This window comes from Streptomyces sp. NPDC059875 (assembly GCF_042731085.1).
Lineage (GTDB): Bacteria > Actinomycetota > Actinomycetes > Streptomycetales > Streptomycetaceae > Streptomyces.
Genome location: NZ_JBHWJZ010000017.1, coordinates 87793 through 100347, shown reverse-complemented (window position 1 = coordinate 100347; position 12555 = coordinate 87793). Strand labels below are relative to the sequence as shown.

The following is a 12555-nucleotide window of genomic DNA, read 5'->3' as shown; positions in this document are numbered from 1 at the left end:
ACGTGCTTCCGGGGTTTCTACGGGCTTCAGCCGCGGGCCGCCACCGGCGCCCGCCTGTCGGAACGGCGGCCGGCCACGAGCGAGTCGCAGATCTCGCCCGCCCGCACGGCGGCCATCGACAGCAGGTTCGCCGTGATGCCGTGGCTGTGCTCGGTCCCGCCCATCAGGTACACGGCGGCGGCGAGCTCCGGTCCGGTCTGCACCCGGTAGTCGCGGTGCACCCGCAGCCGGCCGTCCTCGTCACGCAGGCAGGCCGCGTCCAGTCCGCCGAGCAGCCGGGCCGGGTCGGGCTCGGTGTAGCCGGTGGCGTAGACGACGGCGTCGGCGGTCAGCGCCTCGGTCTCACCGGTCGCGAGGTTGCGCACCCGCACCCGGACCTCGTCGGCGTCCGCCTCGACCGACGTCAGCTGCGAGGCGCCCATGATGCGCAGCCGCCGCTCGCCGCGGACCTTCTCCTGGTAGGAGCGGCGGTAGAGCTCCTCGATCAGGTCCATGTCCACCACGCCGTAGTTGGTGTTGCGGTGGTACGCCATCAGCTTGCGCCGGACCTCCGAGTCGGCGCCGTGGTAGAGGTCGACGGCCTCCGGGTCGAAGATGCGGTTCGCGTACGGGCTGTCGTCGGCGGGGCTGTAGCCGTACCGCGTGTGAACGGCGACGACCTCGGCGTTCTCATACGTACGGTGCAGATGGTCGGCGATCTCGGCGGCGCTCTGCCCGGCGCCCGCGACCACGAAACGGCGCGGGTTCCTCGTCGGCAGTGCGGCGAGCCGGTGCAGGAACTCGCTGCTGTGCCAGAGGCGTTCGGAGGATTCGACGCCCTCGGGCAGCCGGGGCACGAGACCGGTGCCCAGGACCAGGTTGCGCGCCCGGTAGGTGGCCGCCTCACCCTCGCCGACCGCGATGACGTCGACCTCGACGGCCGGACCGGCCTGGCCGGCGGAACGGACGGCGGTCACCTCGAGGCCGTAACGGACCATGTGGTCCACGCCGTTGGCGGCCCACTGGAGATAGTCGTGGAACTCCTCGCGGGTCGGGAACAGCACCTTGTGGTTGATGAAGTCGACCAGTCGGTCCCGGTCGTGGAGGTAGGGCACGAAGCCGAAGCGGCTCCGCGGATTGCGCATCGTGGCCAGGTCTTTCAGGAACGAGACCTGCATGGTGGCGTCCGGGATCAGCATGCCGCGGTGCCAGCCGAAGGACGGCTGCTTCTCCAAGAAGACGGCGGTGAGCTTCTCGTCGGGCGCGGCCAGCTCGTTGTACTCCTCGATGGCGATGGCCAGGGCGAGGTTGGCGGGGCCGAAGCCGACGCCGACGATGTCGTAGACGGGGGTGGTGCGGTTCATGGCGCGGGGCCTTTCTGGCGTCAGGCGGAGCGGGTGGAGGTGCGCCGGGCGGTGACGGCGGCGCAGCCGGCGGCGAGGAGCAGGGCGAGCAGGAGACCCGTCCCCGCGAAGGAGAGGAAGACGGCGGCGATCACCAGGGTCACGACCGAGGTGGTGCGCAGAGCGCGCCCGGTGCCGCGGGCCCGGAGGGCGGCGGCGGCCGCCGCCACGTACAGCAGCAGGAACGCGCTGCTGGTGACGATGAGGACGAGTTCCTCACCGGTGCCGGTGAGGGTGAGGGTGCCGAGGACGGCGGTGTAGGCGAGGGTCAGCGCGACGGTGGCCGGCACCGGACGGTCGGCCAGGGCGCCCGGCAGGATGCGGTCGCGGGCGGCGGCCCGGACGACGCGGGTGGCGCCGAGGACCCAGGCGTTGGTGGCGACGACCGCGAGCCCGAGGGCGAGCAGATCACCGGCGACGGCCCCGGCCTCGCCGAGGGAGGCGCCCAACAGGGCGGTGATGACGACGGGTTCGTCGCCGGGGACGGCGAGGTAGGCGGCGGTCACGGCGGCGTAGAGCAGCCCCACGATGGGCACGGCCCAGCGGATGGCGCGCCGGTAACTGCGGGCCGGGTCGTCGACCTGCTCGGCGAGGGTGGAGACGTTCTCCCAGCCGAGGAAGGAGAAGAACGCGGTGACGACGGCGATGCCGACGCCGCCCCAGCCCTGGGTGAGGAAGGGGGTGTACTCCCCGGTGTCGAACCGCGGCGCGGCGATGGCCACGGCCCCGCCGAGCCCGAGCAGCAGCACGACCAGCGAGGCGGCCTGGACCCGGGCGCCGGCGGTGAGGCCGAGCAGGGTGAACGCGGCGGAGAGGGCCATGAAGCCCATGGCGATCGGGTACACCGGCCCGTCGGGCTGCCCGAGCAGACCGAGCAGACAGCGGGCGGAGACGATGCCCATGACCGGGTTGCCGATGACGTACGTGGCGACGAGCAACAGCGCGGCGGCCCGCCCCGGCCGCCGCCCCAGACCGGCGGTCACCATCGCGGCGAGACCGGCGGCGTCCGGCCGCCAGGCGGACATCTCCGCGAAGAACCGCGCGAACGGATACGAACAGACGGCAAGCGCCAGCCACGCCAGCACGGAGGCCGGCCCGGCCTGCCGCTCGGTCAGCCCGGGCACCAGCAGAATGCCGGTCCCGACGAGGCTGCTGACGTAGAACACGACCAGCGCCCGAACACCGAGCTTGGGGCCCGCCTCCGCGCCGACAGAAGCGGGGCGGGACACGAGGTCCGTCATGGGGTCACCTCCAGTGGGTGGGGGGTGGGGGAAACGAGGGCGGTGGCCGGGCCCGGCCGGGCAGGGTCCCGGCGTCATCCGCCTGCCAGGACGTCCAGGGCTTCCGCCGCCGCGAGTTCGGCTGCCGCCGGGGCCGTTTTGAAGCCGGCGCCGGACCAGCCGGTGGCGAGCACGATGCGGCTGTCGGACCGTTCCCGCCCGAGGTGGGGCAGGGAGTGCGGGGTGTACAGGTCGACGCCCTGCCGCCCGCCGAGAAAACGTGTCGCCGGGTCCGCGAGCCAGGGCCAGCGCTCGGCCGCCCCTTGGCGGATGTACGCCACGTGCTCGTCGGTGAGCGTGTCGTCGCCGCCCGCGGGTACGTCCCACTCATCGACCGGCCGCCCCGCCATGTACCCGCCCGCCGCCTCCCCGGTGACCTGGGGTCGCCCCCAGACGCCGGTCACCATGTCGACGACGGTCGGCAGACCGGCCGTGTCGGGGTGGTGGAAGAAGCCGTACCGAATGCTCTTCGTACGCCCGGCGTCCGAGCCGCTCAGCCGGTGCCCGGCGATCGCCCCGGTGCCGCTGCCGGCCGCCAGGACGACGGCCAGGGCCTCGACGGGCCCGCCCGGTTCCAGGAGGACCCGCACGCGGTCGGCCCCGGGCGGTGCGACCAACTCCCGTACGCGGGCGGGCAGCAGCCGGGCGCCGTGGGCCAGGGCCCGGTCCCGGTAGACGCGTGCCGTGCGCGGCGGATCGGCGTAGCCGCCCTCCGGCTCCCACACGGCCGCGGTCACGCCATCGACCGCCAGCCCCGGGAACCGCTCCCTGAGCACCTCCGGTGCCAGCAACTCGGCCGGCACCCCGGCCCCGTTGAGCTCGGCGACGCCCTTCTCGGCCTGGTCCAGGTCGGCACCGCCGCACAGCACGAGCGAGCCGGTCGGCACGAAGCCGTACGGTCCCGGCGCGAGGGCGGCGGGTCCCCAGGCCAGCTGGTGGCTGCGGAGGGCGAGCCCCCGCAGGTACGGGTCGGCCTCGAAGGCCCGCACGAGCCCGCCCGACCAGGCGGTGGCGTGGTCCCGGCGCCCGTCCATCGGCGCGACGAGCGCCACCCGCGCGCCCTGCCGGGCGAGTACGGCGGCGGTCGCGGCCCCGACGACTCCGGCGCCGACGACGATCACGTCATAGGCCCGGCCGCGGTGACCACCGGCCGGGGAGACCGAAGCGGCCACGGGTGCGGGCACCGGTACGAAGTCCCAGCCCACGCTCCCCTCCACCGGCTCCCCGAGCGCGGTGAACGCCCGGTCGGCATGGGCGCGTACGGCGGCGAGCAGGACCCGTCCGGTCCGCTCCGGGTCCTCCGTGAGGGCCTGGGTCGCCGCCGCGAAGGCGGCCATGACGTGGGTCTCCGGCCCTCCCCGCATCCGGGCCACCCTGGCCCCGCGGTTCGCGTCCCCGAGGAGCTCGGAGAACTCGTCGACCGCGCAGTCGTCGGTGAAGTACAGCTCCCCGCCGAACCCCGCCTCCCGCCACTCCCGCCCGACCCGCGCGGCCCCACCGTGCGTCCCGCACACGACGAGCGCGGTGAGCGCCGCGGCGTCCGCCCCGGGCTCGGAGACGATGTCCGGTGCGGGGACGGACGGGAGCGGACCGGCGACCGAGCCCGCGACGCCGGTCGTGACGCCGGTCGCGAGCGGGCCGACGCCCGGCACGGCGCCGGTGGCCGGTCCGCTCCCGTCCGAGACCACGGGCCCCGCCGGCACCCCGGCCGGCGAGCCGACGGCGAGACCGAACCGGCGCATCGAACCGACGGCGCCCTGGAGAGGCACGCCGTCGGAGCCCCCCGGCCCCGTCGGCACCCGGCCGCCACCGCCGCCCGGGCCCGCATCGGCGGCGGGCCCGGGCTCCCGGGCCACGAGCGGCCAGGCGTCCCGTACGAGGCGCGCCAGGCCCTCCCCGTACGCCGTCCCGTCGTGCGTGACGGCGATCCGGGTGTGGCCCGCCGCGCCGACGGCCCTGAGCAGGTCCGTCGCCTGGGCACGGTCGTCCGGGCACCAGCGCAGCACCGTGCCCGCGCTGTCGGCGAGCAGGTCCGGGGTCGTGGCCAGCGGCAGCAGGACGGGCAGACCGCCCTTCCGGTAGACGGGGAGCGCGGCCCGCGCGCCCGCGCTGTTGAAGTGGCCGATCACCAGCGTGTGCCGGCCCTCGGCGACCACGGCCTCGGCGATCTGCCGGGCCGTCTCCGCCTCCCCCCGGTCGTCGTACAGCTCCCAGTTGACGGCCCCGTGCAGGGCCGCGGCCCGCTCCAGATGCTCGCCCCAGGCGGCCCGGGGCCCGGAGAAGGGCCCCACGACCGCGCCGCGCGGCAGCTCGGACTCAGCCACTGAAGACCGTCCCGGGCCAGGCCGCCAGCGGCGCGCCCGCGACCAATGGCGTCAGGGCCACCGCGTCCACGGGCCGTACCGCCGGAAGGCCGAGCAGTTGCGCAAGCCGGGCCGAGCCGTACGGCAGCGCCGGCGCCGCCCAGGCGGACAGTGCGGCCGCCACGGCGAGCTGCGCGGCAAGCGCGGCGCGGTACGCCGAGGTGCCGTCCGGGCGCTCCGCCTCGAAGCCGTGGACGTACCCGAAGTCCTCGGCAAGCGCGACGACTTCGTCGAGCAGCGCGATCGCGCGCCGGGTGTCGTAACCCTCGACCCCGTACGCCTCCCGCAGCTGACCGACGGTCTCCGTCAGCCGCCCGCGCAGCCGCTCCCAGGCAGCACCCTGCGGCGCCTCCGCCGGGACCACGCCCCCGCCCTCGGCGACGGCGGTGAACAGCCGGCCCAGCCAGCCGTCCCAACGGTCCGCGAGCCGCGCCCGGCTGATCGCCAGGGCGGTCGAACTGAAGCTGGTCTGCCGCCCGTTGGGCCGGTCCGACAGCACGTGGTAGCGCAGGACGTCCGCACTCGTACGGGCCAGCTCCTCGTGCGCCCAGATGGCGTGGCGGCGGCTGGTGGAGAACTTCAGCCCTTCGAGCCGGTAGAACTCGTTGACCACGAACGCCTTCGGCAGCGCGATCTCCGCGTCGTACGCCCGGAACGCCGCCGGGAACAGCACGGCGTGGAAGTACCCGTTGTCGAAGCCGAAGAACTGCACGGGCGCGGGCGCGGGCCCGGTCTCCCCGGTGCCCGTCCACTCCAGCAGATAGCCCGGGGCCATCTCGAACCACACGTAGATCCGCTGCTCGGTGAAGCCCGCGACCGGCACCGGCACGCCCCACTCGGAGGGGTGGCTGACGGCGATCTCCGGCAGCCCCTCGTCCCGCATCCACTCGCACAGCGACCGCAGGTGCGGCGGCATGTCGACCTCGGCCCAGAATGCGGCGAGCTGCTCCTCGAAGGGGGCGAGCGGGAAGTAGAGCCGTTCGCAGTCGCGGAGTTCGGGGGTGGCGCCGCAGCCGGTGCAGACCGGGTCGACCAGGTCCGCGCAGTCGTTGGGGCGGCCGCAGGGCTCGCAGGCGTTGCCGTTGGAGCCGGAGCCGCAGTGCGGGCAGTCGCCCTTGAGGTACGCCTCGTACAGCCAGCGCTCGCAGCCGGTGCAGTACGGCAGCGGCTGCGTACGGGCGACGATGTGCCCGGCGTCGTACAGCCGCTGGAAGAACTCCTGGACCGCCACCTGGTAGCCGATGTCACGGCGCGGACGGACGATCGCGTCGAAGTCGGCGCCGGCCTGTCGCCAGACGGACTCGATGGAGGCGCCGTAGCCGTCGGCGACCTCCTCGCCCTTGCGTCCGCCGTCGTTGAAGCCGCGGACGGGGACGTAGCTCTGGTGGTCGTCGAGGCCGGTGGTGTACCGGACGGTCCCGGCCTCCTCGGCCACCAGGTAGCGGCGCAGCACGTCACCGGCGAGGTACGGGCCGGCGAGATGGCCGATGTGCAGGTCGCCGTTGGGCGTGGGCGGGGTGGCGGTGATCCAGTGTGTCGCGCTCACGCGGCGACCTCCTCGTTCTCGGTGCGGACGGCGGGCTCGCGCAGCGGCCAGTAGAGGGAGACCCAACTCAGCTCCTCGTCGCCCGTGTTGTGGACGACGTGCTCCTGGTTGCGGGGCAGGACGACGATGTCGCCGGCGCGGAACGGCGGTTCGAGCTCGCCGTCGAGGGTCACGCTGCCGGTGCCGGAGAGGATGATCATGACCTCGTCCTGGTTGTGGCAGTCGGGGTCGGAGTCACCGCCGGGCCGCAGGAAGCAGGCCATGGCGCCGACCGGCGGCTCCTTGTCCCCGCCGGGCCACGGAATCAGCCGCTGACAGGCGAGGCCGAACTCCTCCTCGGCGGAACTCCGGTCGATACGGAAGCGGATCGGGGTGCGGTCGGCCATGGCCTCTCCTGTGCGGTGTTCCCGCCGGACCGGCGGGGTGGTGGCGGTGGCGCTGCCGTACGGGGTGACGGCGGCGGCCGGCTCTCCCGGGGGCAGGATGGGTGCGGTGAAGGGCATACGGGTCTCCTGAGGCGGGGCCACGGGACGGAACGTTCAGGGGAGCGGGACGGGGCGGGCGGGGCGGAGCGAGCCGAGGGGCGGGGCGAGCCGAGGGGCGGGGCGAGCCGAGGGGCGGGAACCAGGGGGACGGGCCACGGGTCTGGTCGGCCGGCGGGTCGGACCACGGGCCTGGCCGGCGAATCGGCGGCGGGCGGACGGGTCGGACCACGGACGGGTCGGCGCACGGACGGGTCGGGACACGGACAGGTCGGCGCACGGACGGGTCGGGACACGGACAGGTCGGCGCACGGACGGGGTCGGCGCACAGGGCCTCCGCCGATGGGCCGGCGATCGCCCACCGTTCGGACCGCCCCCGCCAGGCCCTCAGCTCGCGCCGAGCCCTCGTACCGCCGTCACCGGGATCCGGGCGAGGCCGGCCATGACCTCGCGCGGCCCGGCGCCCCAGCCGTACCGCCGCTTGAGCGGGGCGACGTGGGTGGCGATCAGTTCGAGGAGCGGACCGAGATCGCTCGGCGCGGCGCCGAGGAGGGCGAGGAGCTGTTCGGTGCGGGTGACCCCCGCCCCCGGGCCGATCCCGTACACGGCGGCGTCCTGCCAGGTGGCCCCGGCGCTGCGGGCCACCACGGTGTTGTGCAGGGCGAAGCCCTGGTTGTCGTGGGCGTGGATGCCGACCGGGGCGGGTACGGCGGCGCGGGTGGACTGGACGAGTTCGATGACCCGTTCCGGACGGAGCGAGCCGAGCGAGTCGACGAGGAAGACGGCGTCGAGCGGGCCGAGCGTCGCCGTCTCGGCGAGACATCGGTCGAGCTCCGGGTAGGAGGCGAGGTCGATCTCGGCGAGGAGGAGACAGACACCGAACCCGGCTTCGCGCAGCCGGCCCAGCGGGGCGGCGGCCCGCGCCACCTCGTCGTAGCGGACGGCGACGCGGACGAGGCCGACAGGGAGTGGCGCGCCGGTGATCCGCTCGGCGATCCGGTCGGCCGCCGCGGCGGCCGGCGCGTCTCCCGAGGGCAGTTCGGCGGCGTCGAGCAGGACCGCGAACCGTGGACCGTACCGCTCCGGTCGGACGGCGGCCGGAAGGACGTCGGGCAGCGGGGCGCCGGCCGTCCGGTCGGCCGGATCGTGCACACGGCCCAGCTCGATCACGTCGATCCCGAGCCGCGCGCAGACCGCGAGGTAGTCGGCGACCAGCTGCGGTGACGGCGTTCCGCCGGTGAGCTGCCCGCTGGTGCGCAGGGTGCAGTCGAGCAGCGTCATACGGTCATCCCCAGCCGGTGTCGTTCGTACCCGCGCCGGGGACGGGAGCGCCCCAGCCGGTGTCGTAGGTCCCGCTGACGACCGCCGCGCCCCATCCCGTGTCATCGGTACCGGCGCCGCTGCCGGCGAGCTGCGTCCCGGTGACGGTGGCCAGGCCCGCGAGGGCGGTGATCAGGGTGGCGTGCACGGTGCTGCGGATCCGCCGCTTCATCTCGTCTTCTCTCTTCTTCCACGATGAGTAAGTCCGGGTGTTTTCAAGGGTTGTGCGCGGCTCGCGTGCTTCACGAGCTCTGTGAGCTTTGACCTTGTGGGCGGTGAGATGAACGTATCCGGGATTGCATGACTATCGGGCGGACCGCATGGCTCATTAGGCTGCATGGCAGCAACAGGACGCTGTCACAAGCGGGGGTAAAGGTGGCGATAGCAGACGAAAGCGCGAGGCCCGAGGGGCTCGCGAGCGGCCCGGGGGGCGGCTTCGCGATCGGTCTCATGGGCGCGTCCCCGGGGGAGGGCCTACCGGAGGACCTCGCGCCGGACGATCCGCCGGCCCGCGTCTACACGACGGTCCTCGGGCGCGAACCGGACCTCCCGGCGCACCCTGCGGACCTCGCCGAGGAGCTGGAACTCCCGCTCGCACGCGTGGAGTCGGCCGTGTCGGCCCTGCTCGACATGGGGCTGCTGCGCCGCACCCCGGAGCGCGGCGTCCTGCCCGTGCCGCCGGACGAGGCCGTCCAGCGCACCCTGGGCCCGCTGGAGCGCGAGATGCGGGCCCGACGCCTGCACATGGAGCGCACGCGCGAGCAGTTGATGGCCTTCATGCCGCTCTACGAGACGCACCTGGCCCGACTGACCCACCTCCGGCAGGCGGAGTACGTGGAGGTCCTCACCGATCTCCGGGCGGTCCGGGAGGCCATCACCGAACTGGGCCGCAGCTGCGAGAGCGAGGTCATGACGGCGCAGCCGGGCGGCGGCCGCCGCGCCGAGGTCCTCGAGGAGGCGGTCGCCCGCGACGAGGAACTCCTGCGCCGCGGGGTCCGGATGCGCATCCTCTACCAGCACACCGCCCGCTTCTCCTCGGGCACCTGCGCCTACGTCGAGCGGGTCGGCAGACTGGGCGCCCAGGTCCGCACCCTGGACGACGAGTTCATCCGGATGCTGGTCTTCGACCGCAAGACGGCGGTCATCCCCGTCCCGGACGACCCGAACGCGGCGGTCCTGATCCGCGAACCCCACGTCGTCTCGTTCATGGTCGGCGCGTACGAACGACTGTGGCTGGAGGCGCTCCCGTTCGAGACCGAATGGGACCGCCAGACCATCATGGACATCTCCGACGAGCTCAAGCAGACGATCGTCCGCCTCCTCACGGAGGGCCTGACCGACGCCGCGATCGCCCGCCGCCTCGGCCTCTCGGTCCGCAGCTGCCGCCGCCACGTCGCCGATGTGATGGCCGCCCTCGGCGCCGAAAGCCGCTTCCAGGCCGGCTACCTCCTGGCCCAGCAGGAACGGGACCAGCCGACGGGGTAGGGCTCGGCGTAGGGCCGGTCCTCGCCCGCCGCGGAGCGCCGGTGCCAAACCCCTCGCCTCCGCCGGTCGGGCCGTCCGCATGATGACGAACGACCAGCAGCGGGGCGCGTACCCAGCGAACCCGAGTCACCCGGAGGAGGCGTAGCCCTGTCGGCCGCGGCCTTCGGTGCCGTCCTCCGGGATCGCCCAGGAGGGCCGGGCGGGGGAGGTCGTCTGCCGCGTCTGCCCCGCGGGGCCGGGACGCGAGCGGGGAGCAGGGGCGGCGCCCGGCCGCGCCGGACTCGGCACGGGCACCGGAGCGAGCTGCCGGCCCGGGCCGGCGGTCGCCGAGCCGCGTGGTGGCGTGAAGCGGGCCACCTCGCTCGGTGACATGCCGAGCAGACGCCCGGCGTCGCCCTGGCTCACGCGCAGCTCGTCCACGAGCTCCTGAACGGCTGCGGCGACCGCCTGGTCCTCGGCGGCGACCGCGGCCGCCCGGCGCCGCCGCGCTTCCGCCACCGGGCCGAGCACGGGTCCGAGTTCGGGCGCCACCATGTCCAGGACGATGACGTCCGGAGGGGCACCGACGGCTTCGGCGACGAGTCCGCGGGCCACGTCCTCCGCACCCTCCAGAGTGCGGCACTGGGCGTGCAGGTCGAGGCGGGGGACGTCGACGGCCCACCACCGGCCGATGCGGCGCAGCAGGACTTCGACTTCGTAGCGGGGACTCACGGGCTCTGCCTCCTCTCCCTTGCAGCGGCTGGGGCTGTTGCTCACCCCTCCCGGTGGACACTCGTCATTCGCGACCCAGGTCCCGCTCGTCGAGCCGGGAACGGCCGGGTGTCGGCAGGGTCAGCCGAGGCACACCACGAGCACGCACACCTCCGGCGGCGACGTCGATATCAATGCGGGGCCGGTCTGGGACGCGCCCGAGTCCGTGCTGTCGGCGGGCGCGGGCGCCGCCGGTCGTTCCGCCGTCGTATCGGAGCGCTCCGGGGCCGATTCGCCGACGGACGGGGCGGTGCTCTGCGGCTGCGGGGTCGACGACGCAGCCGGGCGGGGAGGCGCGGCGGCATCCGGCCGAGCGATCGGCGGCTGCGTGCGGGGCGGGGCCGCGTGGGTCTGCTGTCGCGGGGCGCTGGTCGTCGGCGACTGGGGCTGAGCAGGGGTGTGTGACGACCGGTGAGTGCGCTGAGTGGTGGCCGGCGTGGACGCCGGAGGGTTCTGCTCGGGCGTCTGCTCTTCCACGGCGCCCATACTCCGTTGGTCCGGCGCCGTGGCCGCCTGTGCCCGGTCCGTGGAGTGCCCGTCCATCGCGGCGATGGTCAGGCCGCCTCCGACGAGGGCGAAGGCGCTCGCGACCGCTGCCCGGCGCTTGTTCTTCTTCCAGCGGGCCAGCTGGCGACGGCGCGCGGCCCGACCCTGTTGCGCCGGTGGCGGGCCCTCGACGTCGGCGGCGAGGGCGTACGGGGCCGCGTCCACATCAGCAGTGAACCCCGCCTCGTTGTCCAGGGGTCTGTCGTGCCACGTGCCGGAGGTCGTGGATGTCCGGTGGGCCGTGGTGGCCGGTGGGGCGGAACCGATGCGGCCGTCGGTGGTGAACGGGGCGATGTCCGGGGCGTAGGCGCCACACCCAGGGCACACCAGGGCGCCGTTGAGATGCCGGCGGCACGAGGAGCAGTAATCCATCTGCAGTTCTGGTCTTCCTGGGCGGACTGCGCCGTCGGCCCCCCTGGGCCACGGCCTGGTCATGTTTCGCGTAGGGGATCCAGCGGCCAGTCACGCTAACGAGGCTTTCGAAAGGCTGTGTGCAGCCTGTGTGATGCTCCTGCGTGGATCCCTCGGGTGAGGACGGGACGGACGGACGCATCCGCGCCGAGTTCCTCTACGGCAGGCCCCCGTGCCACTCCGGATGACCACCCGCAGCGGCTCTGATGTCGTCCCGGCGATGTGCTTGCAAGGCCTCATCCGGTCCGGTCAGCAGTGCCGCTGCCTGATGCTGCACGTGAGCGGCCGCCAGCTGAGCTTCGGCGACGACATCACCGCATTCGCGTACCAGGTCCGCATAGATCGGCAGGTGATCGTTTTCATGGAAGGTGCGTGTCACAGTCGGCCCTTCGGCTGCCGTCATTTCCCTGCGTGGTGGTTGGCGAGGAAAGCGTCGGCAGCAGCGGTTCGTGGCGATCGATAAAGGATGGTCCGCTGTCAGGCCCGGTTGAGCCGGGCAGCGATCCCATGGCCGATCAGCAAATACATGGCAGCCGGAAGACCATAATTGAGGGCAACACGTAGACCCTCTGTGTCCATCGTGAAAATGTCCCGTGCCCACCAGGCCAGCCAGTCCGCCGTTTCCCGCACGAACTCGACGAACACATTCGCCTGGTTCGCGTCGAGCAGGAACAACAGGATCCACAGACCGAGCAAACCTGCGGCGATGTCGGCGATCGTGCAGACGGTGAGAGCGGTGCGCCGTGTGGCGGCCTGGTGACGCACGGAGCGGTCGGGCCCCGAGGGCTGGTTGTGCGTCTGGTATCCGGGAACCGGGTCGATGTTGCTCACAGGAAATCCGATCGACGTAGTGCCATGTCGGTGCGCTCGCTCCAGGTGTCCGAATTCAGCCCGGCTCGCCGCCCCGCTTCTTCCTGCTTCTGCGTTCCGTATGCGCTGCCTGTTACACCGCCGCCCGCGATGACTCTCATATGGCCGCCTATTCAGGTA

The 12555-nt window shown here is 73.6% G+C and carries 12 protein-coding genes; 1 reads left to right on the top strand and 11 read right to left on the bottom strand.

Going from position 1 to position 12555, the window contains the following annotated elements:
• Positions 1 to 26 precede the first annotated feature (26 nt).
• From ACFV9D_RS21650 to ACFV9D_RS21620, 7 genes are all read right to left on the bottom strand, one after another.
• Entirely contained in the window at positions 27 to 1343 is a 1317-nt protein-coding gene (locus tag ACFV9D_RS21650; protein ID WP_385148439.1) for a lysine N(6)-hydroxylase/L-ornithine N(5)-oxygenase family protein, read from the bottom strand.
• A 20-nt stretch (positions 1344 to 1363) separates the two neighbouring features.
• Positions 1364 to 2623 (bottom strand): APC family permease, encoded by a 1260-nt coding sequence (locus ACFV9D_RS21645; protein ID WP_385148436.1) that lies wholly within the window; start codon positions 2621 to 2623, stop codon positions 1364 to 1366.
• A 74-nt stretch (positions 2624 to 2697) separates the two neighbouring features.
• Entirely contained in the window at positions 2698 to 4986 is a 2289-nt protein-coding gene (locus ACFV9D_RS21640; protein WP_385148433.1) for an FAD-dependent oxidoreductase, read from the bottom strand.
• Positions 4979 to 6571, bottom strand: a complete 1593-nt coding sequence (locus ACFV9D_RS21635) for a class I tRNA ligase family protein (protein WP_385148430.1) — start codon at positions 6569 to 6571, stop codon at positions 4979 to 4981. Before ACFV9D_RS21635 ends, ACFV9D_RS21640 begins: the two co-directional genes overlap by 8 nt.
• Positions 6568 to 7074: a cupin domain-containing protein gene (locus ACFV9D_RS21630; RefSeq protein ID WP_385148427.1), complete on the bottom strand. Its 507-nt coding sequence runs from the start codon at positions 7072 to 7074 to the stop codon at positions 6568 to 6570. The genes ACFV9D_RS21635 and ACFV9D_RS21630 overlap by 4 nt, the downstream gene beginning before the upstream one ends.
• Positions 7075 to 7440: 366 nt before the next feature.
• Positions 7441 to 8334, bottom strand: coding sequence for a hypothetical protein (locus tag ACFV9D_RS21625; RefSeq protein WP_385148424.1), 894 nt, complete (start codon positions 8332 to 8334; stop codon positions 7441 to 7443).
• 4 nt (positions 8335 to 8338) lie between these two features.
• On the bottom strand, positions 8339 to 8545 hold the full coding sequence (locus ACFV9D_RS21620; protein ID WP_385148421.1) for a hypothetical protein: 207 nt from the start codon (positions 8543 to 8545) through the stop codon (positions 8339 to 8341).
• A 278-nt stretch (positions 8546 to 8823) separates the two neighbouring features.
• On the opposite strand from ACFV9D_RS21620, the gene ACFV9D_RS21615 reads away from it, so the two are divergent.
• Positions 8824 to 9858 carry a LuxR C-terminal-related transcriptional regulator gene (locus ACFV9D_RS21615; protein ID WP_385148418.1) on the top strand — a complete coding sequence of 345 codons (1035 nt, stop codon included), beginning with the start codon at positions 8824 to 8826 and terminating at the stop codon, positions 9856 to 9858.
• Between the two features lie 126 nt (positions 9859 to 9984).
• Here the strand turns inward: ACFV9D_RS21615 and ACFV9D_RS21610 are convergent, their stop codons facing one another.
• The 4 genes from ACFV9D_RS21610 to ACFV9D_RS21595 all read right to left on the bottom strand — a co-directional run bounded on the left by ACFV9D_RS21610 (position 9985) and on the right by ACFV9D_RS21595 (position 12396).
• Entirely contained in the window at positions 9985 to 10569 is a 585-nt protein-coding gene (locus tag ACFV9D_RS21610; RefSeq protein ID WP_385148416.1) for a hypothetical protein, read from the bottom strand.
• 120 nt (positions 10570 to 10689) lie between these two features.
• Positions 10690 to 11526: a hypothetical protein gene (locus ACFV9D_RS21605; RefSeq protein WP_385148413.1), complete on the bottom strand. Its 837-nt coding sequence runs from the start codon at positions 11524 to 11526 to the stop codon at positions 10690 to 10692.
• A gap of 196 nt (positions 11527 to 11722) precedes the next feature.
• Positions 11723 to 11944, bottom strand: coding sequence for a hypothetical protein (locus tag ACFV9D_RS21600; RefSeq protein WP_385148410.1), 222 nt, complete (start codon positions 11942 to 11944; stop codon positions 11723 to 11725).
• A 98-nt stretch (positions 11945 to 12042) separates the two neighbouring features.
• Positions 12043 to 12396 (bottom strand): hypothetical protein, encoded by a 354-nt coding sequence (locus ACFV9D_RS21595; protein ID WP_385148407.1) that lies wholly within the window; start codon positions 12394 to 12396, stop codon positions 12043 to 12045.
• Positions 12397 to 12555: the final 159 nt, after the last annotated feature.